Origin of the sequence: Terriglobus aquaticus (genome assembly GCF_025685415.1) — a bacterium.
GTDB lineage: Bacteria > Acidobacteriota > Terriglobia > Terriglobales > Acidobacteriaceae > Terriglobus > Terriglobus aquaticus.
The window spans coordinates 2,233,945-2,258,408 of the sequence record NZ_JAGSYB010000001.1 but is presented as its reverse complement, the minus strand read 5'-3'; the positions used below and the strand labels follow the sequence as shown (position 1 = coordinate 2,258,408).

Here is a 24,464-nt window from a genome sequence, read left to right as displayed (position 1 = left end):
GCGAACTTCTAGCCCTGCTCCTTACGGCCCTGGCAGTGTCCCTGTCAGGATCCAGCATTGCCCACGCTGATATCGTGCAACCGCGAACCACCGCGCGCGAAGTCCACTTGCTGAATCCGTCGGAGGCCGCGGAGGCCGAACCCGTGCACCTGACCGGCGTGGTCACGGTTTCCGGCGGCTGGAAGAACTCGTTCTTCCTGGAGGACGTGACCGGCGGCATTGCGGTCAACCGTGCACCCGGCGGCCCGGAACTGCGACCGGGCGACCGCGTCGCTGTAGACGGCGTCACCTCGCCGGGCGACTTTGCGCCCACGGTGAACCGGGCCTCCGTTCGCGTCTTAGGGCATGGGCCGCTGCCAGTGCCATCGCACATGCACGCCGCCGACCTGGGCTGGGGCGGCCAGGACAGCGAGTGGGTGGAGGTCGAGGGCGAGGTCCGCGCCGTAGAGCGCAAGGTCCTGGCGGAGCACCTGACGGTCAGGCTGCTGCTAAACATGGGAGCCGGGGAGCCCACGCCGGTTCGAGTCGTCGCCCCGGAGCCGAACTTCGCCTGGGAGTCGTTCACCGGCGCGACGATCCGCATGCGTGCCGTGTGCGCCACCATCTGGAACAAGCGGCGGCAGTTTGCCGGCATCCGCTTTATCACCACGTCGCGTGCCGACTTCGTCGTCACCCATGCTGCGCCGGCAGACCCGTACGACGTTCCGTTCCGCCCCATTGCCGGCCTGGCGCAATACAGCCATGCCACACGCAACGCGGGCCAGGTGGAGGTGCAGGGAACCGTCACGCTGGTCGAGCCTCACCGTGGCTTCTTCCTGCAGGACGGCAGCGGTGCAGCCTTTGTAGTGGACAAGCAGGAGCAACCCGCGCTGAACACAACCGTCGTGGTGGTCGGCTTCCCCGCCGTCACCGGCGGTGTACCCACGCTGCTGGCATCCCGGTTCCAGCGGGTCGGCACCGGCACCGTCACGCCCCGGGCGCTTCGCAGCGCGACAGAAGTCGTTGCCCGCTCGGACGACGCGGAATCGACAGCGTGCGATGGCATGTTGCTGCAAACGGCCGGAACGCTGGTCGATTTCACACCTGGCCTGCACGACGCCACGCTGTTTCTCAAGAGCGACAACCTGCTCTTCCGTGCCTATTTGCCCATGCAGGCCAGCCGCACGATCCCGTGGCAGCGCGGCAGCGTGCTGCAGTTGCGCGGCGTGTGCGAAGCAACCGGCGACGACACCGACACCGAAGGCTTTCTGCTGCGCCTGCGCTCCCAGGAAGATGTCACGCTGCTCCAGCGGGCACCCTGGTGGACCGCAATGCACGCCCTGTGGCTCAGCGGAGCCTTGGGCGCCACCGCGCTCGGCATGCTCGCCTGGGTCGCGTTTCTGCGCCGCCAGGCACACCTGCGCAAGCTCATCTCCATCGATGCGTTGACCGGCTTGTACAACCGCCGCGCCTTTCTGCTGCTAGCCGAAAAGCAGATGGAGATCATGCGCCGTCGCAAGTCCGCGCTGTTGCTCTTCTACTTCGACGTCGACAACTTCAAGCACATCAACGACACCTATGGACACCGCGCCGGCGACGCCGCGCTGAAGGACGTGGCCGCTTTACTGCGGCAGGTCTTCCGCGAATCGGATACTGTGTGCCGCATGGGCGGCGACGAGTTTGCCGCTCTGGTGCGGAACGTCACGCCGGAGTCGGAAGCTACGCTGCGGGAGCGGCTCACCGATCTCCTGCGCATCGACAATCAGCGCGGCCAGCGACCGTTCCGCATCGCCCTGAGCGTTGGCGCGGTGTACTACGATCACACCTGCGCCAATCGCTCCATCGAAGATGTCCTGGAGCACGCCGATGCTCTGATGTACGGCAACAAACGGCAGCGGCGCGAGGCAAAAATGATGCCGTTGGCCGTGTAGACAGGTGAACCTACCGCGCTGGCATCACCAGCACTTCCACTCCGCTGGGGTTCGCCGCCCCGGTGTAGATCGTCTCCGTGGCTTTCACAAACTGGTCGGGCCGTGCAGTCGGGATATCGGTAAACGTCTGCGGGTTGCGGTCAACCAGTGGGAACCACGAACTCTGCACCTGCACCATGATGCGGTGGCCCTTGCGGAAGGTATGGTTCACGTCGGGCATGCTGAAGTTCAGCGGCGTCACCTCGCCCGGCTTCAGCGCTACCGGCTTTTCGGTCAGGCCGTTGCGGAACTTCGCCCGAAACGGCTCGCCGCGCACCAGTTGCTGGTACCCGCCAATCAGCAGCGGAGCCTCGCCCAGAATGCGCTTGCCCTGCGCCGGGTCCGCTGCCTCCGGATTGGGATAGTCATACGGGTACACATCGATCAGCTTCACCACAAAGTCGGAGTCGGTGCCCGTGGAGCTGATGTGCAGCTTCGGCGAGATCGGCCCCGCGATCGTCACGTCTTCGGTGAGTGGAGCGCTGGTGTACACCAGCACGTCGGGCCGACGGCTGGCAAAGCGCTGGTCGTCGTCCATGTAGCGCTGCGGCACCGTGTTCGTGGTGTAGCTGGTGTACGGCACCGGGTGCGCCGGATCGCTCACATAGCTGTCCGAATCGTTCGGAAAAATCGGGCCAAACTCGCCTTTTTTGTTTCGCCCTTCAGCGTACCAATCACCAGCGGTCGGAGCGTCAAAGCTGAGCGTGCCGTTCGCGTGGAAGTACAGCATCTTCGCCGCTGCTGGCTTGGGCGGCCACTGGTCATACTTGCGCCAGGCGTTGGTGCCCGTTTCAAACACATACGCCTTGGGCAACGGCTGAGACGGCGCGTCCTTCAGGTAGTGCTCGAAAAACGGGAACTGGATGTCCTTGCGGAAGAACTCGCCCGTCTTCGCGCCAAAGGTCACATCGCCCAATCGGTCGCCGTCGCTCCGCGCCCATCCGCCATGCACCCATGGCCCGATAACCACGGTGTTGGTCGCGCCCAGCTCCGGGTTGAACTTATCGATGGCGTGGAACGTCATCAGCGGCCCGGTCAGGTCTTCCGCGTCGAACCATCCGCCCACGGTCATCACCGGCGTCTTCACGTTGCGCATATGATTCTGCAGGCTGCGCGGTTGCCAGTAGCTGTCGTACGTGTCATGCACCATCTGGTCCGTGAACAGCGACTCCGCACCGTGCTTCGTCAGCATCGCGTTCAGCGCGGCCAGGTTGCCGGCGTGCAGGTAGAACTCGTACATGTCGTTCGTGCCGTACGCGAACTCCGAGCGTTCGCCTTCGGGGAACACCGGCGTCTTCTGCGGGAAGAACTCGGTATAGAAGCCGAAATTGGCCGCCAGCATGAATCCACCACCGTGGTACGCATCATCTGCGGCCAGGAACAGGTCCGTCATCGGCGCCTGCGGGCTCGCGGCCTTGATCGCCGGGTGGGAATCGATGATCGAGGCCGAAGTGTAGAACCCCGGGTAGCTGATACCCGTGATGCCCACGCGCCCGTTGTTGTTCGGAATGTGCTTCAGGAGCCACTCGACCGTGTCGTACATGTCGCTCGAGGGATCCACGTCCTTGGGCGATTTCTTCTCATCGATGTGCGGCGCCATCTCCTGGAACACGCCTTCTGACTGGTAGCGCCCGCGCACGTCCTGGCACACAAAGATGTAGCCGCTGGTTGCCAGTTCATCGGAGTACGTGGCGGCGCGCGGGTAGTGGTCTTCGCCATACGGTCCACAGGAGTACGGCGTGCGCGTCATCAGAAATGGGTACGGCCCGTGGTCTTTGAACGCGCCAGGCTGCGGCTCCAGCACACTCACAAACAGCTTTGCGCCGTCGCGCATCGGAATGCGGTACTCGTACTTGTTGTAGTGCGCGCGCACCCAGGCTTCGCTGCGAACGGCGTCGGCACGCTGCTCCTGCGCGAAGGCACTCCCGGACCAAACCGGGCCTGCAACGGAAGCAAAAAACGAGACGGCAAGTGCAGACCGGAACAGGGCGGACAAGCGCAGGGACACAGGGCAACCTCTTGCAAGATGATGGGTGCAAGAAGTGTAGCGCCTGAGAACGGGGAAGGCTGCTGTGCCGCACGCGAACGCCGCGGTACACGACGACGAGCTGCAGGTGCGCTAAGCCCTTTGTACGAGCGTAAGGGCTCCGGGGGTGCAAACGCGGTTGCGGCCTGTTTGCTTAGCCAGGTACAGCGCGGCATCGGCGGCGTCCACGAGGCTCTTGGGGTCGTCGGTCGGGCCCGGCTGTATTGCGGCCACGCCACACGAGACCGTGGACCACTTCACGTCCATTGGCAGCGGTGCATCTCCTCGTGTGACTGCTGGCGAACCCGCCACCTGCACCAGCACGCGGATACGTTCAGCAACCTGCACGCCCGATTCCAGGTTGGAGCCCGGCAGCAAAACTACGAACTCTTCGCCGCCGTAGCGGGCCACGAAATCCAGCTCCGCGCGCATGCTCTGCTCCAGCAGCTTGGCGATACGCTGCAAAACTCGGTCTCCGTACAGGTGCCCGAAGCTGTCGTTCACCTGCTTGAAGTAGTCCACATCGACCATGACCACGGCGATCCACTCACCGGTTTCGACAACGCGGCTCCACAATTCGGTCAGCCGCCTTTCGTACGCTGCGCGATTCGGAATGCCGGTCAGGTGATCCTGCAAAGAGAGGCTTAGAAGTTCGCGATTCTCTTCGGTCAGCGACTGACGTTGGATGCGTCCGCGCACCTGCAGCAACCAAGAAAAGCGCTGTTCACGCAGCAGCCGATTGTTTGCCAGAAGCGTCAGTGTGGCGCACCAGAAGACCTGTCCCGCCAACGTCCACTGCTCCGCCCGCGTGAACATGTGAGTTAGCACCAGAAAGCCAAAGAACATGCCACAGCACACGACGGTGCCCAGCGCCGCCGCCCACAGGTCTGGGCGCAGCATCGTGTTCATCACCACCAGCAACAGCAGAGTTTCCAGGCCAGCCTGAATTGTTGCGGAAGCAAAGCTGAAGTGGTGCAGGTGCAGGGTCGCCAGGCAACACAGAATGCAATACGAAAGCGAGAACAGGTCCTGCGTGATCGCGGAAACAGGCCGTTTCCACAGCAGCCACAGTGCAGCCAGTACCACCGGCGTGACAACGCCCAGGCGTACAAACATTGCCAGACCAACCTGCTCCGGTGCGACCAGGTAATCGCCCACCAGGAACATGTCGAAGACCAGGATTGCCAGAAGCCCCATGTTGACGATCTGCCGTTGCTTCTGGACCGCGCGCTCCTCGTTGAAGAGCTCCTCCAACGGTGCGGGGAAGCGCAACGGCAGGTTGCCGCGCAACGTCAGCCGGTGCGTCTCCCGTGCGACCGTTCTCAGGTCGAGCCATTCCGGTACCGGCTTTAACGCGCTCAGCGGCATAGGGTTACGCTATCCATCAAGTTACAACTGCTTTACTCCACATCCGTGAGAGCTACTGCAACTTTCGTTGCACCGGCCCTGGCGATGGCCGGATTTCTTCAAGAACGCCGTCCGGACACTTCGATAAAATCAACATCGACCGAAACCAGGCAGAGAAGAGGAACAGATTGCTGCGATTTGCGACAGCCGGAGAAAGCCATGGAGAAGCGCTGGTCGCACTCCTCAGCGGCATGCCCGCCGGCGTTCCTGTGGATGAGACGTTTGTGGCGCGCGAACTGTGGCGCCGCCAGCAGGGCTACGGCCGCGGCGGTCGCATGCGCATCGAGACGGACACAGCCCACATCCTCAGCGGCGTTCGTCACGGCGCAACCATTGGAGCCCCCATCGCCCTCACCATCGCCAACCGCGACTGGAAGAACTGGGAAGAGATCCTGCCCGTAGGCGCGGGCGACCCAGCGAAGCACAAGGCTGTGGCCAGTCCGCGCCCCGGCCACGCCGACCTGCCCGGCGCGCTCAAGTACAACTTCCGCGACGCCCGCTACGTTCTGGAACGTGCCAGCGCCCGCGAAAGCTCCGCCCGCGTCGCCGCCGGTTCGCTTGCCAAGCTGCTCTTGCGTGAACTCGGCGTGGAGGTGCTCTCGCACGTAGTCCGCGTCGGTGCCGTCGAGCTTACGCGCGGCTACCAGTGGGAAGAAATCGTCAGCAGCACCGCCCGTGAGACCGTCCTGCTGAACTGCATCGACCCGGAGGTCGAGCAGCAGATGAAGGGCGAGGTCGATCGCGCCCTGCGCACCGGCGACACCGTCGGCGGCGTCTTCGAAGTGGTCGCGCACGGCGTTCCCGTCGGCATCGGCACCCACGCCAACTGGGACGAGCGCCTGGACGGTCTGCTCGCCCAGGCAGTCATGAGCCTGCAGGCGGTCAAAGCCGTCGAACTCGGCCGCGGCGTTACCGCTGCCGAAAGCATGGGCTCCACCGTGCACGACGCCATCAGCTATGCCGACGAGGCCAACGGCTCCGGCACCCGCTTCACCCGCGAGCGCAACAACGCCGGCGGCATCGAGGGCGGCATCTCTAACGGCGAAGACGTAACCGTACGCGGCTACCTGAAGCCAATCAGCACTCTCCGCCGGCCGCTCGGCTCCGTCAGCTTCGAAAGCCGCGAACCGGTCAAGGCGGCCTACGAGCGCAGCGACGTCTGCGTGGTGCCAGCCGCCGGCGTGGCCGCGGAAGCCATGGTCGCCCTCACCCTGGCGCGCCTCATGCTCGAAAAGTTCGGCGGCGACAGCCTGCAGGAAACCTCCCGCAACCTGAAGAGCTACCGCGAACAGCTCGCCGCCTACTAACGTTCGGACCGTCACACCTCGCGGCTTACGCACGTAAACTAACAAGCGAAGATGATTTACCCGATCGTGAAGTATCCCGACCCCGTCCTCGCGCAAAAGGCGGAGACCGTTACCGCTTTCGACGCGGACCTGCGCAAGCTGGTCGACGACATGTGGGAGAGCATGTACGCCGCGGAGGGCATCGGCCTGGCCGCGCCACAGATCGGCATCCTCAAGCGCATCACCGTGATCGACGTCTCCTTCGGCAAGGAACCCGACCAGAAGCTCGTCCTCATCAACCCGGAGATCATCTCCCGCGAGGGCGGCAAGACCCACGAGGAAGAGGGCTGCCTTTCGCTGCCCGACATCCGCGACAAGGTCTCCCGCGACGCCAGCGTGGTCGTGCGCGCGCAGGACATCGACGGCAACTGGTTTGAGGTCAGCGGCGCCGAGCTGCTGGGCCGCGCCATGCAGCACGAGCTCGACCACCTGGACGGCGTCCTCTTCATCGACCGCCTTAGCCGCCTCAAGCGCGACCTGACCCTGCGCAAAATCCGCAAGGCCATCCGCAACGGCGAGTGGTAAGTAGGCAGGGCAGATGAAGCTGGTCTTCTGCGGAACGCCCCAGTTCGCCGTGCCCACGCTGGAAGCTCTCGTCGCGGCTGGCCATGACGTTGCGTTAGCGCTGTCGCAGCCGGACCGCCCCGTCGGCCGCGACGCCACCGTTGCGCCGACCCCAGTCAAAGCCGCCGCGCTGGCCCACGGCATCCCCGTCGAGCAGCCCGAAAAGATCAAGACCAACGAAGCCCTGCGTGCCCAACTGGAGGCCATCCAGCCGGACGCCATCATCGTGGTCGCCTACGGCCGCATCCTGCCGCAATGGATGCTCGACCTGCCAGGCTTCGGCTGCCTCAACGGCCACGGTTCTCTTTTGCCGCGCTGGCGCGGCGCCGCACCTATTCAGTGGGCCATCGCAGCGGGAGACGAGGAAACAGGCGTGACCATAATGCGCCTCGACGCCGGGCTCGACACCGGCCCCATGCTGCTGCGGCGGGCGGTCCCGATCACGCCGGAAACCACCTCAGCCGACCTATTCCTTTCCCTCTCCCACTTGGGCGCGGACCTGATGGTCGAAGCGCTTGTAGGCCTCGAAGCCGGCACGATCCATCCCGAGCCGCAAAACAACGCGTTGGCCACCCACGCCCGCCCGCTCACCCGCGACGACGCGCGGATCGACTGGACCCTGCCGGCCGCCAGCATCCACGCCCGGTTCCGCGGCTTCCAGCCCTGGCCGGGTGCGTTCACCGCAATACGTGGCAAGAAGCTGATCGTCCACAGCATGCGCCTGGCGGCATCCCGTCCGTCGGCCATCCCCGGCACCGTCCTTGCAGTGGGTGACCATCTGAACAGCCCCGGCATGCTCGTGGCATGTGGCAACGGCTCCGCGCTGTCCCTGGACGAGGTCCAGATGGAAGGCAAGAAGCGCATGCCCGCGGCCGAGTTCCTGCGCGGCCACCAGGTCAGGGCAGGGGAGCAGCTTGGCTGATGCTGCCGGCGCGCAACACAGGCGCCGGGCTCCGCTATCGTAGTACCAGATGCGCACGTTCACTCTTCCCGAAGCGCAAACCCTGTTGCCCGTTCTGACCTCGCTGCTGGAACGCGCGCAAGCCGCTGCCGGTCAAGCTACGGCGCGGGAACACGCCCTGCAGTCGCTTCACCAGGCCATCTTTGTCAACGGCGGCATGCATGTGGACCTCTTGCATGTGGCCAGGCTGAAAAGTGAGCAGGAAAAGGCCGTCGCCGAGGCCCGCGACACCTTGCAGGAGATCGAAGAGATCGGCGTTTCGGTGAACGACCTGCAGCGCGGCCTGCTGGAGTTCCCCTTCCAGCTCGACGATGAAGTCGTTCTGCTGTGCTGGGAGCAGGGTCAGTCCGCCATCACCTCCTGGCGTACCCCCGAGCAGGATGCCAGCGAGCGCCAGCCGCTGGACGAGCGGTTCACCCGTCCCGACCGCCCCCACTAAACGCCCGGGAACTCACCTGCCGACACCATCCGCCGCAGCCGCCCGCGCCGCTGCTTTATCATTCGCTGTATGCCAAGCATGGGCGATTCCATCTTTATCTTTGTGCTGGCGCTCATGCTCTTAGGCCCCAAGAAGCTGCCGCAACTGGCTCGGCAGCTTGGCAAGCTGATGGCCGAGTTCCGCAAAGCCTCCAACGACTTCCGCATGCAGATGGAAGACGAACTGCGCCTGGAAGAGCAAAAGGAGCACCAGGCCAAGGTCGCCGCGCTCCAGCCTCCAACGCCTGCGGCCGTTCCGGTCGAGGACCCGCCGCACCCGCATATGCCGGCGCCGGTCTCTGAGGTCGCACCCGAAGCAGCAGAGGCGGCGGTCGCGTCTGTCCAGCCCATTGCCGAATCCGGCGAGCTCAAGATGATGCCGCCGTCCAGCGGCCTGCCCATGGAAAGCTCGGCCCGCACCCGCAGCTACGCGCCTGCTGAACCCGCGGCGGAGATCCCGGAGCACAGCATCGGCGGCGCCCTCAGCCAGACCTCGCTCGGCGCCGGATCGAGCAGTGAAGAGCCCGCAGCCGAGCTTCCGCCACCACCTGACCGCAGCCAGCCCGCCATGGTGGGCGAGGGCGAGCGCGCCACGCACGTTTAGAACCCGCAACCATCACTCGGAACCCAGACTTCTCAATGCCCGACGTCATCGACAACGTAAAAACCGCCGTCTCCGACCGTGCCGAACTGCCCGGCATGTCGCTCATGGAGCATCTGGCCGAGCTTCGCGCGCGCCTCATCCATTCCGCCATCGCCCTGCTCATCGGCTTCTGCGTCGCCTACTACTTCCACGAGCGGCTCTTCGACATCGTGCAGCACCCCATGGACGTCGCGAAGTACCAGCTCAACTTCACCCACCCCACCGACGGCCTGAACCTCTACCTTAAGACGGCGCTCTACGGCGGCGGCATCCTCGCAGCGCCCTACATTCTCTACCAGGTGTGGCTCTTCATCTCGCCCGGCCTCTACGCGCACGAGAAGAAGTACGTCTGGCCGTTCATGTTCACGACCGTGTTCCTCTTTCTGGGCGGAGCCTGGTTCGGCTACCACTGGGTGCTGCCCGGCGCGCTCAAGGTGCTCATCGGCGACTTCGGCCACCGCTTTCACCCGATCATCACCATCGACGACTACACGGGCTTCTTCTCCGCGATCATCTTCGGTCTTGGCGTCAGCTTTGAGCTGCCAGTCGTCGTCTTCTTTCTCGCGCTCTTTGGCATCACCGACGCGAAGTTCCTCATCCGCAACGCCCGCTATGCCATCCTGGTCATCTTTATCATCGCGGCCATCATCTGCCCGCTGCCCGATCCGCTCAGCATGTGCCTCTTCGCCATGCCCATGCTGGTGCTTTACCTGATCAGCATCGGTGTCGCCTATATGGTGCACCCGGCACGCAAAAAGAACTTGCCTGCCGCTGCGTAGCTTGAGGATCAATGCATAGTCCGAACCACCACAGCAATGTCATCCTGAGCGCAGCGAAGAATCTGCTGTAGCAAGGTTTGCTGTCCGGACCAGTATCAAAAGTTGATATCTCAGCGCATTGAAGAAGGACCAGTGTTTCTGCCAGAGACGCCCGTCAGGATTGAAACGCGGCTGAATCGTCGGCAATTGATCGAGCGTCTTCGCCGTGAAGTGGCCGGTTCGGACGCCCTGCTGCTCCCGCAGATCGGCATCGTAGGTCGGGTTGGTGAGCATGAAGCCTGGTTTGAAAATCGCGGGTTTCGCTTCTTCAGTGCGGGGCAAGTGAATCGGCAGCTTTCCTTGATCTATGAGGAGGCTCCGCAAGGCACGAATTTAGTCGGCGCGTTCGCCTATCCCGGAACTCTTCGGGTCATTGTTCCGGCAGCGCTAATCGTTGATCTGTGCCTTCTTGCTTTTTGGCTGTTCTCGAGCGATCGCGGGAGTGTCGGGGTGCCCATCGCGGGCTGTGTCATCACCTTTGTGTGTCTCTTTCTGGCGAGGCTGAGTGCCGGACTGGGGCGGGGGCGGGAGATCGAACTTGTAGAGTATCTGCAGGAAATTCTCACCCTATCGCCCCCGACGGTGAATGGCGGCACCGTCATTCGCCCTCGGCACCTACAGCCGGATCATTCGCAGACACATCCAACCGACTAGATGCCGCACGCCAACGTGACCCATTGGGTCGTCTTCCACGTCCTCCTGCTCGTCGCCCTGGGTGTGGAGTTCCTCTTGCTGCGTAAGCAGAGTCCGGCGCGGGCGTACGCCGCTACCGCGCTCTGGCTCACCAGTGGCGTGCTGTTCGGCGGCTACCTGTATGCGACGCTCGATCACCAGCTTTCGCAGGAGTTCTTTGCCGGCTTCGCTCTTGAAGAGTCGCTCTCCATCGACAACCTCTTCGTCTTTCTTCTGCTGTTCCAAAGCTTTCAGGTCAAGCCGGACAAGCAGCGCAAGGTGCTCTTCTGGGGCATTCTGGGCGCGGTCGTTATGCGTGCTGCGTTTATCGTCGCGGGCGTCAAGCTGCTGGACCGCTTCGCCTGGGTCACCTACATCTTTGCGGTGCTTCTGCTGATTGCCGCGATCCGTCTGGTGCTGCCGCAGAAGCATGACAAACCTGCGAAGCCGAAGTGGCAGCAGTGGCTCGAGTCGAAGACCACATTTTCCGAGTCGCAGGACGGCTTCTTCGTCCAGGAAAACGGCCACCGCGCGCCGACCGTCCTTCTGCTGGCACTAATCGCCATCGCCTTCACGGATTTCGTCTTTGCGCTCGATTCGATTCCCGCGGTGCTGTCCATCACGCGCCACACCTTCATCGCGTACACGTCGAACATCCTCGCCGTCATGGGCCTGCGTTCGCTCTTCTTCGTCCTGGCGCACGCCCTGGCCAAGCTGAAGTACCTGCACTACGGCCTGGCCGCGGTGCTCGCCTTTGCGGCGATCAAGATGATCATCGACCCGTGGTTTGAGTTCACGCCGCTCGCCTCGCTGGCCATCATCTTTGCGATCCTGCTCGTCACCATCCTGATTTCGCTCACGTTGCAGCACAACGAAGACGAGGCCGCCGCGCACTGATGCCGGACGGCACCGCCATCGCCCACATCGCCGAGCTCTGGCGCTACCCGGTCAAGAGCATGCGCGGTGAGCAGGTGGACTCACTCGAAGTGCTGGCGGACGGCATCGCCGGCGACCGCCGCTACGCCCTCGTGAGCAGCGGCGCTCCGGTGGGCAAACCACGCCTGACCAGCCGCGAACGCGCGGCGATGCTGCTGTACAGTGCCCACGTTAGCGGTAACGGAGCCGAGATTCGAACACCCGGCGGCTTCACCTTCAACGCGGACGACCCGGCGCTGCTGACCAACCTGGAGCAGAATCTGCCGCAGCAGAACCGCATGACGCTCCAGCAGGATCCCGGCACCGGCCCCTACACCGACGTTCGTCCCATCTCCCTCGTCTCCACGCAAACTCTCGCGGTGCTCAATCGAACTTTCGGCAAGAGCGTCGATCCCCGGCGCTTCCGCTCCAACCTGGTCCTCACTTTTACCGTGGACGCCTCCCACGAACTCACCAGGGGCAACGCCGAGAGTTTTCCGGAAGACGCCCTGCCCGGCCGCACGCTCCGGATCGGCGGAACCTGCCGCTTGCGCCTGCTGGAACGCATCCCGCGCTGCCGAGTCGTCACGCTCGATCCCGAAACCAGCGAACCCGACCCAACCCTGATGAAACACCTGGACCGCCACCACGAAGGCCGGCTCGGCATCTACGCCGCCGTGGTCACGCCCGGGCCGCTCCGGGTTGGCGATCCCGTCCTGCTCGCCTGAGCCGCACCTAGCCCCTGCACAGCGCGGCGTCACCTTTGCCCGCCACAACTCGTCCAACTTCCTGATGCCCCGCGCACGCTCCTTCACGCTTGCCTTCGCCGCAGTGACTCTTCCGTTCACGATGGCACCTCTCCACGCCCAGATCCACAAGGTGCAGAAGTCCGAGCCCGTCACCCGCGCCGTCGCCGTCTACGAGTACGCGGGCGACCTGAAGAAGCCCACCGCCGCCCGCCTCATCCCCGTGTCGCTCTTCATTGGCGGCCACTTCGAAAACGCGGGCACCTACCTGGCGCGGCCGATCCCGTTCGCGCTCGACACCGGCAACATCTACCAGTTGCAGCACGCCGGTGAGCCGCTGGGCGACCTGGATCTTGCCTTCGCCAAGAACCTGCGCGGCTCCAGCGCCGAGGTGACCGTTCCCTTCGACGTGGCCTGGTTCGGCTATGGCAAGTTCGTGCCGGAAAAGGCGCCCACGACGACGGCGATTTCGAAGTCCCCCGCGCGCCATACCCAGCACGCCTACCCCGTGCAGGACGACGGCAAGCCGCATTTCGGCAGCACTCCGTCCGACTCCTCGCAAAGCAAGACCCGTAACCCGCGCGACACCTCTGACGTGGACCCCGACGCCGATCGCGCGCAACGCGTAAGCCTGCCCGATGACGACAACCGCGACCCCAAGGCTCCGAATCCCGACCGGCCCACGCTGCGGCGCCGCCCCGAGGACACGACGGGAGGACCGAAGTCCAAGCGCCCCAAGGAAACGTCGAGCGTGACCGCCGCCGGCAAAGGGCCGGCAGACGACCCGGACCGCCCGGTGATCAAGCGCAAGGCTGCCGGTGACTCCGACATCGACATTCCGCCCGACCCATCTGAGGTGAACAGCGCCAACAGCGTGCACGGTTCGGCGGGAACAGTCAGCGCCTCGACCACAGCCGCGTCGAACGGCGTGATCGCGGACAACGGCCGGCCGGAACTCCGCCGCAACACCGGCGCCTCCGCCAGCGCACCGGCTGTCACTCAAGCGGCGTCCATGCCCGACTTGCAGGCGGTTGCCGCGCCGGGCCTGCCACCCGACCTGCACCTGACCGTGGCCGTTTCCGACCCCAAAGACCGCCCCACGCACGACTTCAGCACGCCCTTCGCGAGCGAGCAGGAACGCACCGCCGCACTGGGCGAAATGCGGACCCTTGCCCAGGCCGTGTTGCACAACCCATCGCTGGCCACAGATGCCGCAGGTCCTGCACCGGGTGGCGCCGCTCCGGCGGCCCCGAACAAAGGCGCGGCCGCAGTTCGGCCCCGGTCGGCTGCAGCGACACGAAGGAGTCCAGCAGCGCGCAAGCCGCTAGCTTCGGCCTCAACTGGCAACGACGCCCTGCAGAACGAGCAGATCGCGGCGTACACGCTCAGCTTTGACGCTCCGCTTACGTACGTCTACACCGCACAGACTGCCACCACGGGTGCGGCTCCCGTGCGCTTTGTCACGGTGGTTGCCCAGCGCGATCCCGATGGCAAGCTGATCGTCGGCTTGCGCTCCGTTACCGACGCTGCGCACCTGGACCGCGCGCCGCGCTACCGCCTTGTCGACGCTGTGGACGCGGATGCATCCAACCGCGCCGATCTCCTGTTCGAGTTGCGGAACCAAACCTCGCGCCAGTTCGCGCTTTACCGCTTCCTCGGTCCTAAGCCGGACCAGGTGTTTGTCACGGACACCACGAAGTAGAGCAGGGCATCAGAGGCAGGGGCGCGGCATCTGCCGCGCCCTCTTTGCTGCCGACCCTTACAGGTGCTACTTCGCCGCGTTCTTCTCCTGGCTGATCTGCCGGATCAGGTTCACCTCGGCCTCCCGATATGGCCGTCCGTCCGAGTAAAAGACGTCGTGAAACCAGATGGGCGGTTCGCGGTCGGTGTACGGATGGGCCCAGCTATCCCAGGGCAGGTTGGTCTGTTCCTTACCCTGCACCAGGCCCCAGTTGATCGCGCCCACGTTGTTCTTCGCGGCCACTGGCAGGTTTCCGTCGAAGGTCGAGCCGTTGCCGCGCGCCATGTACTCGGTGCATAGCAGCGGCCGCCCCAGCGGCTTCAGCGAATCGATACGCGCCTGGAACTTCTCCGGCCAGTCGTAGTTGTGGAAGCTGATGATGTCGCTCTCGGAGAGCTGAATCTTCTCCGTCGCGGTCCACTTCGACGGATCGCTCCAGGTCGCTTCGTCGTGCCAGATGCCGCTGGTCAGCGGCTGGCTCGGCCCCTCGGCGCGCGCCCAGGCGAACACCTCCGGCAGCATCGCATCCATCAGCGCTACCTTGTCCGGCAGGTTGTCCGCGTAGTTGCCGCCACCACCGTTGTCCGGCTCGTTCCAAACATCCCAGGCCAGGATGCGGTCGTCATTGGCGAAGTGACCGACGACGCCCTTCACATATGCCTCGAAGCGCTTGTGCTGCGCCGGGTCAGCCAGCGCGACGCCGGGCGCCTGCACCCATCCGCTGTTGTGAACACCCGGAATGGGAGCGTGCTGCTGCCCGAGCCGCGGGTTGGGATCCCAGCAGCTATCGAACAGCACGAACACGGGCTTGATGCCGTGCTTCTTGCTGATCGCCAGGAACTGTTCCATGCGCTGCAGGAGGCCGGCCGAGTCGCCCTGCCACAGCAGGTCGTGGAGAAAGACGCGCATCGTCGTCATCCCGATGCCCTGCGCCCTGCCGAGCTCCGTGTCAATCTCGCTGGGATCGAACGTTGCCGCCTGCCACATCTCCAGCTCGTTGATCGAGTTCTTGGGCAGGAAATTCGCTCCGACCGGGTACGGCTGACGCTGCATGTAAGCAGTCGCCTGGTCCGGCGTCCAGCGAGACCGTGGTTTACCCGCGGCCAGCAGAGCGGTGCCGGGCAGGATCCCGAAGACCACGGCAAGCATCGTCAGGTGGAGCAGAAGGCGTTGGGCGTTTCGAATCAAAACGTGAGTCTCCCCGGCTCCGGTGCGGAGCTGTGTCGCAGCCAGCATAGGCGTTGGAGGCCCGGCTCGCAACGCGCCGCAACTGCCTTGACAGCGCCCCGGCCAGCTTTTCTACTGAATGCTGGACATGCACGACACGGCCGTTACATTTCGGAGCCTGTGCGCGGAACACGGCATTGCCGTTACCCATCAGCGCCAGGTGCTGTACGAGACCATGCAGGGCATGCACGGCCACCCGTCTCCGGAAGAGGTGTACGCCGTCGTGAAGCGCCGGTTGCCTACGATCTCGCTGGCTACGGTGTACAAGAATATTCACCTGTTTGTGGAAAGCGGCGTCTTTCGCCAGCTTTCCATGCACCACGGCACCTTGCGGGTTGAGATGAACAGCCATCCGCACCACCACCTGGTGTGCAGCGTCTGCAAACAGATCCAGGACTGCGCCCCCGAAGAGTTGGGCCTGCCCGCATATTCCGAGCGCCTGTCCAACGGGTTTGCCGTGGAGCGGCTGAGCATCGACGTGATCGGCTTGTGCGCCGACTGCCAGCGCCGGCCGAATTAGTGGCCCAGAGTACGCCTCCAAACCGCGTGCAGCCCCGTCCAATCGTCATGCGCCGCCACACGCTCCCGTTTCTTGCCGCCTTGTCCCTGCTTGCTTTGCCGGGTCTTAGCGGGTGTGGCAGCTCGTTCTTTACGAACACGAACAGCAGCGGCTGCGGAAGCTTCTTCCACGACAGCTCGTGCGACAGCTCCGGCGGCAGCGGCACCAGCGCGAACAACTATGCCTTTGTCGTGAACAGCCAAGGCGGCAGCGTGGCCGGCCTGGGCATTTCGTCGGCAGGCGCGCTCGCGGCCCTGTCCGGATCGCCAATCTCCATCTCGACGAGCCAGCCGACCGCGGCGGCTGTCAGCCGCAACAACGGCTTCCTCTACGTCGGGAATGCGTCCGAAATCTTCGGCTACAGCATCTCGTCCACGGGAGTGCTGACCTCCCTGAACAGCGGATCGGCGCTGGTGAACGCCAACGTGACCGACATGCAGGTCTCGCCTGACGGCAACTGGCTTATGGTGCTCGACGGCAGCGGCCAGGGCATCGACCTGTTTTCGATCAACAGCACCACCGGCGCGTTGACGGCACAGCAGGGCATCGGCTTCACGCTCCCCAATAGCGGCACGATTCCGTACCACCTGCGCATCAACCCCGCGGGAACGATTGTGGCGGCTGCGATGGGTGTGGGCGGCCAAATCCTGTTCAACTTCAACACGTCGAGTGGGGCCTTCTCGCAACTCTCCACGACGCCGGCCGTCGACTCGCTCACGGCCGATCGCGGCTTGGCTTGGGATCCCACGGGCAAGTACCTGTTCCTGACCCGTACCGGCAACTCGCAGGGCCTTCTCGTGGAGTCGGTCGCCAGCAACGGTGCCCTTACGCCCACCACGACAAAGATCTACGGCACCGGCAACACGCCCACCAGCGTCGCCGTCAACAGCGCGGGAACGTACGTCTACGTGACCAACCAGGCAGACAGCACGGTCACCGGATACTCCATCGACACAAACGAAGCCCTGACCGCGGTGCCGGGCTCGCCGTTCTCGTCCGGCATCGGTGCCACGTCCATCGGCATCGATTCGTCAGGCAAGTGGGTGCTGGTGGCGGCTTCTGGCGGGTCGCCCGACCTGACACTCTACGGCTTCGACTCCACCAACCCGGGCCGCCTGTACGTGGTCAGCTCCAGCGCCACCGGAACGGGAGCAAGCTTCGTCGCGCTTTCGCACTAGGCGCCCGCCTCGGTGCAAAACCGGCCGATGCTACCCTGAATCGGTACGATGAACCTGCTGAAACGACCCCTTCTGCTGTGCCGCCTTCGCACCTCAACTGCGTTGCCGGCGCTGCTGGCCGCCGCGTCGCTCGTCGGCTGCAGCAGCATGAAGCCGAAGATCCTGACGCACTACGTGTACGTCACGGCCAAGTCGACCTTTCTGCGCGACCGCATCGCTGCCGTTTCCAATCGCACCGGCAATGTCAGCAACGGTCAGCGGCTCGAGATCCTGCAGTCGAACAAGCGCTTCTACCAGGTCCGCACCGATAAGGGCGAGGTGGGTTGGATCGACGAAAAAGCGGTCGCGACCGAGGCCGTCTCCAAAGAGTTCGACGACTTGAACGCGCAGCACGAGAAGGACGTTCCCGTGGCCAGCGGCGTGGTGCGCGACGACGTGTACCTCCATACCAAACCGGGCCGCGATACCGACAAGCTCTACCGCCTGGACGAAGGCGACAAATTGAAGCTGCTGGCACGCGCCAGCACGCTGAAGCCGCAGCCGCCCGGTATGCCGGTGGCCCCTACGCCGGTTCCGGCCGGCAAAGGCAAAGGCAAAGCTACACCGGTTGCAGCCGCTGCTCCCGAGGCTCCGGAGCCGCCGCCCATGGAAGACTGGTGGCTGGTCCGCGACACCCACGGTCACACCGGCTGGATGCTGAGCCGCATGCTCGACGTGGACGTGCCGGATTCGGTCGCGCGCTACGCGGAGAACCAGCGCATTGTCGGCGCGTACGTGCTGAACATGGTGAACGACCCGGAGATCGAGGGCGCCAGCAAGGACGTTCCCAACTACGTCGTCGTGCTCAGTCCGTTCAAGGCCGGCCTGCCGTACGACTTCAACCAGTTGCGCGTCTTCTACTGGAACACCAAGCACCACCGCTACGAAGGCGCCAATCGCGACCGCAATATTCTCGGCTACCTGCCGGTAAAGATCGGCACGGACCCAGGCACGACGAACCCGCAAAAGGGATCGCCTTTCGTTGGCCCGGCGCCCAGCTACAGCTACACCGTGCTGGCCGCGGGCGCGCCGCTGCCGCAGCCGAATCCGCAGACGGGAATGTGGACGCCGCCGAAGAATCAGCTCATCACGAAGACCTACCGCTTGGAAGGCAACAACACGCGCCGCGTGCTGCCGCCCGGCACCACGCCGCCGGCGGAAGCGCAGTTGGCGCCCGAGGAAAAGAAAGACAAGAAGGGCAAGAAGCGGCGGTAACGGCGGACTAACGCTGTGCCACCGTCGTACTTGCGGTCTCCTTGCCGGCAGCCTTCTCGCCAAGATCCACCGGGCTGTACAGGTTCCAGTACATTTCCTTGCTGGCCGGAACCTTGTAGGCCGAGTGAACCTGGATGGTTTTCACCGAGTTCACGAAGACAAACGTCTGAAACAGGGATTGATCCGTCTCTCCCGGCTCCAGCGTCAGGTCACCGAGTTGCACCATCGTAAACGGGTCGCGTCTGCCCGTTGGGTTGAGCTGGTGAATGTCCATGGTGCCGCCGGTCAGGTCCACCTTCACTTTGCCGACATTCGTGGTGCGTACCTCAACCGTGATCAGCGTCCGATCGTCGGCGCCGGCGAGTGGCCGTTGAGTCACGATCTGTTCCAGCCGAATCTGCGGCACAGTGCTGCGTTGCAGATAGAACCAGTACGCGCCCGCCACGAGCGCCACGATCGTACCGACGCTTTGCAGCAGGTCCAGCCAGGGCTTCCAACGCTGCGGTAGATCGCTCCACTTCATTGTGTCCCCAGAACTTCGCTGCTATGGCTTCGGCTTGTTGCCAGCCGAGTCCGGCTTCGCGTCCCCAAACGTCGGCGGGTTGGAGTTGTCCGGCTCGCTGTGGCTGGATCTCTTCGCTCGGTGTTTTCGAACAGGGTGCTTCGATGAGTGGTCGCGAGGCTCGGTCGATTGTTTTGCAGTATCCGTCTGCGCTGGCGCGTCGGTCTGCGGCAGCATGGAGGGCGGGAGCAGGGCAGCGCCCAGCAGAGAAGCCAGGACGACGGTGCGCATCAGAGCCTCCGATCTGCCCCATTGTGCCGATGGCTTGGGTCTGTCGCAACAGAAAAAGATCGTTCCATATGCCGCACCCAAGACCGCCCTCCGCAGGCGCAGCTTGCCACGCCTGGGTCGCGGGCGGACAATCGGATAGCCCATGCTGACCCGCCGTCGTCTCCTCGAAATTGCTACCGGCACTGCGGCCGCGTTATCTCTTTCGCGCCTTGCCAAGGCACTGGCACCGGAGTTCCCGCCGCAGCCGCAGATCGATAGCGACCCTCTGCGACCGCGCTATCACCTGATGCCGCGCCGCGGCTGGATGAACGACCCTTGCGCACCGGTGTACTTTGACGGCCGATACCACATGTTTTTCCAGTACAACCCCGGCGCAAGCGTTTGGGGCGACATGCATTGGGCGCACGCCGTGAGCACCGACATGGTCCACTGGACCGACCGCCCGATCGCACTGGCACCCACGCCCGGTGGACCGGACAGCTACGGCGTCTTCACCGGCTCCATGGTGCTCGACAAGTCCACCGGCCGGCCCGTTCCGAAGATCGTCTACACCTGCGTTTCCGAATCCACGCCAGAGCTGGCCACCATCAGCTACTCGAAGCCGCCGGAGCGCGAGCAGCAGTGCCTCGCCACGCCCACCTCGCTCGCCGCGGCCGACCCGGACATGAAGCTGGACACATGGCAGAAGCAGGGCGTGGTCGTCGCCTCTCCGCCGCCCGGCATGCACGTGACCGGCTTCCGCGATCCAACACCGTGGCGCGAGGCCGACGGCTGGTACATGCTGCTGGCCAGCGGCGAGTACAAGCGGGGTGGGGACGTCCTGCTCTACAAGTCGCCTGACCTGAAGCAGTGGCAATTCGTGAAGGTCTTCGCGCAGGGGAAATGGACTGGGTCCGACGAGAAAGACACCGTGAACACCGGCGAGATGTGGGAGTGCCCGGACTTCTTCCCGCTCGGCAACAAGCACGTGCTGATCCACTCCACCGGTACGCCGGCCGGCCGCACGCCCGTGTGGCAGGTGGGCACGCTCGACAAGTCCACCATGACGTGGACCCCCGAGAGCGAAGGCGTGCTGAACCACGGCCCCTACTACGCGCCGAAGACGCAGACCGACGCCGCCGGTAATCGCGTGCTTTGGGGCTGGATCACCGAAGACCGCCCCGAGGCGGAGTTCGCCAAAGCGGGATGGGCCGGCTGCATGAGCCTGCCGCGCGTGCTCACGCTGGACGGCAACCAGCTTCGCTTCCGCCTGGCGCGCGAGGTGAATGCACTGCGTGCCGGCGAAGCCGTTCCGAACATTCGCGATCTGGGCGGGCCCGCGCTGTTCCAGAACGAGATGGTGCTGACGGTGGCAAAGGGATCGTCGGCGCACACACCGCAGGGCGTTGCGAACGCGGTCTTGATCGTGGCGCGCGGCGATGGTGGCCTGCAGTGGGCCGGCAAGGAGATTGCCTTCGACCGTCCTCTGCCCGACCAGTTCACCATTCATGCCTACGCGGATCACTCTGTGGTGGAGGTCTTTGTGGCCGACCGCGCTGTGCTGACCGCGCGGGTCTATGGCAAGGAATCACCCGCGACGCTGGTGCTGCCCGAGGGCTACGTGCTGGAAGGCGTGCAGGGCTATGCCATGAGCAGCATCACGTAGCAGCTAGACCAGCCCGGCTCGAAGCAGGTCGTGGATATGCAGAATGCCGATGGGGCGGCCGCTTTCCACGACGAACAAGCTGGTGATGCGGCGCTCGTTCATCTCGGCCAAGGCAGCGGTGGCCAGGGTTTCGGGCTCCGCTGTGCGCGGGTGCCGGGTCATCGCCTCGCGAGCGGGCCGGTCGTGCATGCCGCTGTTGAAGGCACGGCGCAGGTCTCCGTCGGTGAGGATGCCTAGCAGGGAACCGTCAGCATTGATGAGGCCGGTCACGCCGAAGCGGCCGCTGGTCATGCGAACGATGGCCTCGCTTAGGCTTACGTCAGCGCTAACGGTCGGAACTTCGTCGCCCGTGTGCATCAGGTCTCGAACGCGCAACAGGCGGCTGCCCAGCTTGCCGCCGGGGTGGTAGTTGCGGAAGTCGTCGGCCGTGAAACCGGAGCGTGCAAGCAGAGCCACGGCAAGCGCGTCGCCCAGCGCCAGTTGCATGGTCGTGCTGGTGGTGGGCGCCAAGGAGTCCGGGCAGGCTTCGTCCGCGTGCGGCAGCGCCAGCGTCACGTCGGCCGCGCGGCCCAGCGTTGAGTCCGGGCAGGCAGTGGCAGCGATCAGCGGAACGCGAAAGCGTCGCGTGTACGCCAGCAGATCGGCTAACTCCGCGGACTCGCCCGACCAGGAGAGCGCATACACCGCGTCTTCCGGACGAACGGTGCCGAGGTCGCCGTGGCTGGCGTCCGCCGGATGCAGAAAGTGCGCGGGCCGTCCGGTCGAGGCGAAGGTTCCGGCGATCTTGCGAGCGATGTGGCCGCTCTTGCCAACGCCTGTGACCAGGATGCGGCCGGTCACTGCTGCCAGCACCTGCACCGCCGTGCTGAACGTCTCGCCCAGCGCACCGCCGAGAGCGTCGCGAAGCTGCTGGAGGCCGCGCAGTTCGCAGGTCACTGTCTCGATGGCCGAGAGTGCGTCGCGCGAGCCTTCCAGTGCGCCCGTGAAGTCCACTTCGCTCAGGACGACACCTCGTTCGGATCCTTGCGAATGTACCGCATCGGCTCGGCCTCGACCTCGTAGGTGGTCGCGGCGATCTCGTAGCCTCCCGGCGGTGGATCGGCGGGGCGCTGCCCGGCCAAATCGAGCGGAGCGCTCAACGGCGGCAGGCCAGGCGCTGTCAGGCCCTTGGCCAGCCGGTCGAACGCAATCAGGTCGCGCAGCACGGCTTCCATCTGCAACAGCGGCAGCATATTCGGGCCGTCGGACGGAGCATGGTCCGGGTCGGGGTGCGTCTCGATGAAGACGCCCGCCACGCCAACCGCCACGGCTGCCCGCGCCAGCACCGGGACGAACTCGCGCTGGCCGCCACTGGCCCCGCCTAGACCACCGGGCTGCTGCACCGAGTGGGTGGCGTCAAAGATGACCGGCAGGCCCGTGTTGCGCGCCATGGTGGGCAGCGCGCGCATGTCGCTGACCAGGGTGTTGTAGCCGAAACTGGTGCCCCGTTCCGTCAGCAGAACACCGCCGGTCGCGCCCGCCAGCTTGCCGGCCACGTTGGTCATGTCATCGGGTGAAAGGAACTGGCCTTTCTTCACGTTCACCGTGCGGCCGGTTGCGGCGGCGGCGAGCAGCAGGTCGGTCTGCCGGCAGAGGAATGCGGGGATCTGCAACACATCGACAGCCTGCGCTACGGGAGCGCATTGCCAGCTTTCATGTACGTCGGTCAGCACGGGCAAGCCCAGGTCGCTGCGGATTTCGGCGAAGATCGGCAGCGACTGATCGAGGCCGATACCCCGGCGTGCGGAACCGCTGGTGCGGTTTGCCTTGTCGAAGCTCGATTTGTAAATCAGGCCGATGCCAACACGAGCGGCGATCTCGCGCAGCGCCTGCGCCGTTTCCAGCGCGTGGGCACGCGACTCCATCTGGCAAGGACCGGCAATCAGCGCAAGCGGTGCGTTGTTTGCAAAGACGACGTTGCCGACGGGAACCGCTCGCTGCTGCATGGCATTCATGGTATCCGTTGCATTGATCGCTGGCCCCCGTGCGTCCGCGTTCGAAGGTCTCCTAATGTGTTCCTGATCCAGTCTGGACGGTGCGGTGCGGTGCCGAAGGGTGCCGCACGAAAGGCCACCATAAGGGTGCTGTCAAGACAAGAAAAGCCAGAAGGAAGAGCAGAAACGACCTTAGCTTGAACGGAACGATCACATGTTCGTCTGTCCTAAGCAACGAAGGCCTCCCGCACTTGTAAGCGAACTCTGAGTCACGACTGTACAACTTCGTTTGCGGGAGTTGGCAAACCTACGAGCCCGCGAGGCGCTGGCGCTTATCTGAAAAAGCTGGCAATCGCCTCGACGACGCGGTCCTGCTCGTCTTCGCGCAGTTCCGGGTAGATCGGCAGCGCGAGCACGGTTGCAGCCGCCTTCTCCGATTCGGGGAACTGCCCAGTTTTGTAGCCGAGATGCTCGAGGGCGTCCTGCTGGTGAAGGCAGAGCGGGTAGTAGATTTCGGAGCCGATCTTGCGCTCGGCCAGGTGCGCGCGCAGATCGTCGCGACGCAGCGTGCGAATCACGTACTGGTGCCACACGTGGGTGCCGCGCGGGTCCGCAGTGGGCAGCAACACGGCGCCGTCCCTCACGCTGCCGGTGATGCCCGCCGCAGTCAGCAGATCGGTATAGCGCGCGGCCACGCGGGCGCGCTGCTGGTTCCAGTGCGCAATGTGCTTCAGCTTGATCAGCAGCACCGCCGCCTGCACGGTGTCCAGCCGCGAGTTCCAGCCCACCTCATCGTGGTAGTAGCGACGGCGCATGCCGTGCGCGCGCAGGGCCGTGGCGCGTTCGGCCACAGCGGCGTCGCGCGCGGTGGTCATGCCGGCGTCGCCCCAGGCGCTCAGGTTCTTAGTCGGGTAGAAGCTGAAGGCGGCAGTGTCGCCCAGCGCGCCGGCGTACACACCGCGCCAGCTTGCACCGAATGCCTGTGCGGCGTCTTCCACCAGCGTCAGCCCGTGCTCTGCTGCTAAGGCAGAAAGTGCGTCCCAATCCGCGCATTGACCGTACAGGTGCACCGGTAGGATGGCGCGGATTCGGTCGCCTGTGTGCTCGCGGAGCACCTCTGCCACGCTGCTGGCCGACAGGTTCATGCTGACCGGGTCGATGTCCGCAAAGACGGGCGTGGCGCCCACGCGCAGGATGCTGCTGGCCGTGGCGAAAAAGGAGAACGGCGTGGTGATTACCGCGTCTCCCGGACCGATGCCGAGAGCGGCCATGGCCAGCCACAGGGCGTCCGTTCCGCTAGCGCAGCCGATCGCTCCCGTGATCCGGTAATCGCGCTCCACGGCCTGCTCGAAAGCGCGAACTTCCTGACCCAGAACGAACCGGCCAGCACTGCAAACATCGGCGACCGCGGCTTGAATCTCCGCGCCCAGCGCGGCGTACTGACGGCTCAGATCGAGAACGGGAACTGCTTCGGACGACACGACGTATAGGATAGCGGGTCTGTCGGCGTGAGGACGCAACACAAGCGGAGACGTGGCGTCTAATGTTGCAGAAGGTGCACCGGCCTCGC

23 protein-coding genes are annotated in these 24,464 nt (G+C 64.6%); 15 read left to right on the top strand and 8 right to left on the bottom strand.

Features of this window, described 5'->3' with window-relative positions; translation table 11 throughout:
• Window positions 1-74 precede the first annotated feature (74 nt).
• Window positions 75-1,910, top strand: a complete 1,836-nt coding sequence (locus tag OHL12_RS09540; RefSeq protein ID WP_263413591.1) for a GGDEF domain-containing protein — start codon at window positions 75-77, stop codon at window positions 1,908-1,910.
• Window positions 1,911-1,920: 10 nt separating this feature from the next.
• On the opposite strand, the gene OHL12_RS09535 is transcribed toward OHL12_RS09540, so the two are convergent.
• Window positions 1,921-3,957 carry a CocE/NonD family hydrolase gene (locus OHL12_RS09535; protein WP_263413590.1) on the bottom strand — a complete coding sequence of 679 codons (2,037 nt, stop codon included), beginning with the start codon at window positions 3,955-3,957 and terminating at the stop codon, window positions 1,921-1,923.
• Between the two features lie 111 nt (window positions 3,958-4,068).
• On the bottom strand, window positions 4,069-5,343 hold the full coding sequence (locus OHL12_RS09530) for a GGDEF domain-containing protein (RefSeq protein ID WP_263413589.1): 1,275 nt from the start codon (window positions 5,341-5,343) through the stop codon (window positions 4,069-4,071).
• A gap of 167 nt (window positions 5,344-5,510) precedes the next feature.
• On the opposite strand from OHL12_RS09530, the gene aroC reads away from it, so the two are divergent.
• From aroC to OHL12_RS09480, 10 genes are all read left to right on the top strand, one after another.
• Complete coding sequence (aroC, locus tag OHL12_RS09525; protein WP_317889814.1) at window positions 5,511-6,689, top strand: chorismate synthase; 1,179 nt, start codon at window positions 5,511-5,513, stop codon at window positions 6,687-6,689.
• 51 nt (window positions 6,690-6,740) lie between these two features.
• Window positions 6,741-7,253 (top strand): peptide deformylase, encoded by a 513-nt coding sequence (gene def / locus OHL12_RS09520; RefSeq protein WP_263413588.1) that lies wholly within the window; start codon window positions 6,741-6,743, stop codon window positions 7,251-7,253.
• A 13-nt stretch (window positions 7,254-7,266) separates the two neighbouring features.
• Window positions 7,267-8,214 carry a methionyl-tRNA formyltransferase gene (gene fmt, locus OHL12_RS09515; RefSeq protein ID WP_263413587.1) on the top strand — a complete coding sequence of 316 codons (948 nt, stop codon included), beginning with the start codon at window positions 7,267-7,269 and terminating at the stop codon, window positions 8,212-8,214.
• 49 nt (window positions 8,215-8,263) lie between these two features.
• The gene (locus tag OHL12_RS09510) at window positions 8,264-8,692 is read left to right on the top strand and encodes a DUF2203 domain-containing protein (protein WP_263413586.1); all 429 of its coding nucleotides are present in this window, start codon (window positions 8,264-8,266) and stop codon (window positions 8,690-8,692) included.
• A 69-nt stretch (window positions 8,693-8,761) separates the two neighbouring features.
• Window positions 8,762-9,334: a twin-arginine translocase TatA/TatE family subunit gene (locus OHL12_RS09505; protein WP_263413585.1), complete on the top strand. Its 573-nt coding sequence runs from the start codon at window positions 8,762-8,764 to the stop codon at window positions 9,332-9,334.
• 35 nt (window positions 9,335-9,369) lie between these two features.
• Window positions 9,370-10,152, top strand: coding sequence for a twin-arginine translocase subunit TatC (tatC, locus tag OHL12_RS09500; RefSeq protein ID WP_263413584.1), 783 nt, complete (start codon window positions 9,370-9,372; stop codon window positions 10,150-10,152).
• 132 nt (window positions 10,153-10,284) lie between these two features.
• A complete protein-coding gene (locus OHL12_RS09495) occupies window positions 10,285-10,845 on the top strand; it encodes a hypothetical protein (protein WP_263413583.1) in 561 nt (186 codons plus the stop codon).
• Window positions 10,846-11,760, top strand: a complete 915-nt coding sequence (locus OHL12_RS09490) for a TerC/Alx family metal homeostasis membrane protein (protein WP_263413582.1) — start codon at window positions 10,846-10,848, stop codon at window positions 11,758-11,760.
• The gene (locus OHL12_RS09485) at window positions 11,760-12,506 is read left to right on the top strand and encodes an MOSC domain-containing protein (RefSeq protein WP_263413581.1); all 747 of its coding nucleotides are present in this window, start codon (window positions 11,760-11,762) and stop codon (window positions 12,504-12,506) included. Before OHL12_RS09490 ends, OHL12_RS09485 begins: the two co-directional genes overlap by 1 nt.
• 64 nt (window positions 12,507-12,570) lie before the next feature.
• Complete coding sequence (locus tag OHL12_RS09480) at window positions 12,571-14,226, top strand: hypothetical protein (protein ID WP_263413580.1); 1,656 nt, start codon at window positions 12,571-12,573, stop codon at window positions 14,224-14,226.
• A 66-nt stretch (window positions 14,227-14,292) separates the two neighbouring features.
• On the opposite strand, the gene OHL12_RS09475 is transcribed toward OHL12_RS09480, so the two are convergent.
• On the bottom strand, window positions 14,293-15,453 hold the full coding sequence (locus tag OHL12_RS09475; RefSeq protein ID WP_263413579.1) for a cellulase family glycosylhydrolase: 1,161 nt from the start codon (window positions 15,451-15,453) through the stop codon (window positions 14,293-14,295).
• A 118-nt stretch (window positions 15,454-15,571) separates the two neighbouring features.
• On the opposite strand from OHL12_RS09475, the gene OHL12_RS09470 reads away from it, so the two are divergent.
• Genes OHL12_RS09470 through OHL12_RS09460 form a run of 3 tightly spaced genes read left to right on the top strand, consistent with a single transcriptional unit; the run spans window position 15,572 to window position 18,483 of the window.
• Entirely contained in the window at window positions 15,572-16,012 is a 441-nt protein-coding gene (locus OHL12_RS09470; protein WP_263413578.1) for a Fur family transcriptional regulator, read from the top strand.
• 26 nt (window positions 16,013-16,038) lie between these two features.
• Window positions 16,039-17,229, top strand: a complete 1,191-nt coding sequence (locus tag OHL12_RS09465; protein WP_263413577.1) for a lactonase family protein — start codon at window positions 16,039-16,041, stop codon at window positions 17,227-17,229.
• Between the two features lie 48 nt (window positions 17,230-17,277).
• Window positions 17,278-18,483 carry an SH3 domain-containing protein gene (locus OHL12_RS09460; protein WP_263413576.1) on the top strand — a complete coding sequence of 402 codons (1,206 nt, stop codon included), beginning with the start codon at window positions 17,278-17,280 and terminating at the stop codon, window positions 18,481-18,483.
• Window positions 18,484-18,490: 7 nt separating this feature from the next.
• Here OHL12_RS09460 and OHL12_RS09455 read toward each other — a convergent pair whose 3' ends face one another.
• Together OHL12_RS09455 and OHL12_RS09450 are read right to left on the bottom strand one after the other, a co-directional pair.
• On the bottom strand, window positions 18,491-19,006 hold the full coding sequence (locus OHL12_RS09455) for a hypothetical protein (protein ID WP_263413575.1): 516 nt from the start codon (window positions 19,004-19,006) through the stop codon (window positions 18,491-18,493).
• Window positions 19,007-19,027: 21 nt separating this feature from the next.
• A complete protein-coding gene (locus tag OHL12_RS09450) occupies window positions 19,028-19,276 on the bottom strand; it encodes a hypothetical protein (protein ID WP_263413574.1) in 249 nt (82 codons plus the stop codon).
• Window positions 19,277-19,418: 142 nt separating this feature from the next.
• On the opposite strand from OHL12_RS09450, the gene OHL12_RS09445 reads away from it, so the two are divergent.
• A complete protein-coding gene (locus tag OHL12_RS09445; RefSeq protein WP_263413573.1) occupies window positions 19,419-20,921 on the top strand; it encodes a glycoside hydrolase family 32 protein in 1,503 nt (500 codons plus the stop codon).
• A gap of 3 nt (window positions 20,922-20,924) precedes the next feature.
• Here the strand turns inward: OHL12_RS09445 and OHL12_RS09440 are convergent, their stop codons facing one another.
• The 3 genes from OHL12_RS09440 to OHL12_RS09430 all read right to left on the bottom strand — a co-directional run bounded on the left by OHL12_RS09440 (window position 20,925) and on the right by OHL12_RS09430 (window position 24,375).
• A complete protein-coding gene (locus OHL12_RS09440) occupies window positions 20,925-21,914 on the bottom strand; it encodes a KpsF/GutQ family sugar-phosphate isomerase (RefSeq protein ID WP_263413572.1) in 990 nt (329 codons plus the stop codon).
• Between the two features lie 5 nt (window positions 21,915-21,919).
• The gene (gene kdsA, locus OHL12_RS09435; protein WP_263413571.1) at window positions 21,920-22,906 is read right to left on the bottom strand and encodes a 3-deoxy-8-phosphooctulonate synthase; all 987 of its coding nucleotides are present in this window, start codon (window positions 22,904-22,906) and stop codon (window positions 21,920-21,922) included.
• Window positions 22,907-23,226: 320 nt separating this feature from the next.
• Window positions 23,227-24,375 (bottom strand): DegT/DnrJ/EryC1/StrS family aminotransferase, encoded by a 1,149-nt coding sequence (locus OHL12_RS09430; protein ID WP_263413570.1) that lies wholly within the window; start codon window positions 24,373-24,375, stop codon window positions 23,227-23,229.
• Window positions 24,376-24,464 lie beyond the last annotated feature (89 nt).

Bases quoted from the DNA above. Each gene is read 5' to 3' on its own strand.
- OHL12_RS09530 (WP_263413589.1), bottom strand. From the start codon at position 5,343: ATGCCGCTGAGCGCGTTAAAGCCGGTACCGGAATGGCTCGACCTGAGA.
- def (WP_263413588.1), top strand. From the start codon at position 6,741: ATGATTTACCCGATCGTGAAGTATCCCGACCCCGTCCTCGCGCAAAAG.
- fmt (WP_263413587.1), top strand. From the start codon at position 7,267: ATGAAGCTGGTCTTCTGCGGAACGCCCCAGTTCGCCGTGCCCACGCTG.
- OHL12_RS09510 (WP_263413586.1), top strand. From the start codon at position 8,264: ATGCGCACGTTCACTCTTCCCGAAGCGCAAACCCTGTTGCCCGTTCTG.
- OHL12_RS09505 (WP_263413585.1), top strand. From the start codon at position 8,762: ATGCCAAGCATGGGCGATTCCATCTTTATCTTTGTGCTGGCGCTCATG.
- tatC (WP_263413584.1), top strand. From the start codon at position 9,370: ATGCCCGACGTCATCGACAACGTAAAAACCGCCGTCTCCGACCGTGCC.
- OHL12_RS09490 (WP_263413582.1), top strand. From the start codon at position 10,846: ATGCCGCACGCCAACGTGACCCATTGGGTCGTCTTCCACGTCCTCCTG.
- OHL12_RS09485 (WP_263413581.1), top strand. From the start codon at position 11,760: ATGCCGGACGGCACCGCCATCGCCCACATCGCCGAGCTCTGGCGCTAC.
- OHL12_RS09480 (WP_263413580.1), top strand. From the start codon at position 12,571: ATGCCCCGCGCACGCTCCTTCACGCTTGCCTTCGCCGCAGTGACTCTT.
- OHL12_RS09470 (WP_263413578.1), top strand. From the start codon at position 15,572: ATGCTGGACATGCACGACACGGCCGTTACATTTCGGAGCCTGTGCGCG.
- OHL12_RS09460 (WP_263413576.1), top strand. From the start codon at position 17,278: ATGAACCTGCTGAAACGACCCCTTCTGCTGTGCCGCCTTCGCACCTCA.
- OHL12_RS09455 (WP_263413575.1), bottom strand. From the start codon at position 19,006: ATGAAGTGGAGCGATCTACCGCAGCGTTGGAAGCCCTGGCTGGACCTG.
- OHL12_RS09450 (WP_263413574.1), bottom strand. From the start codon at position 19,276: ATGCGCACCGTCGTCCTGGCTTCTCTGCTGGGCGCTGCCCTGCTCCCG.
- OHL12_RS09445 (WP_263413573.1), top strand. From the start codon at position 19,419: ATGCTGACCCGCCGTCGTCTCCTCGAAATTGCTACCGGCACTGCGGCC.
- kdsA (WP_263413571.1), bottom strand. From the start codon at position 22,906: ATGCAGCAGCGAGCGGTTCCCGTCGGCAACGTCGTCTTTGCAAACAAC.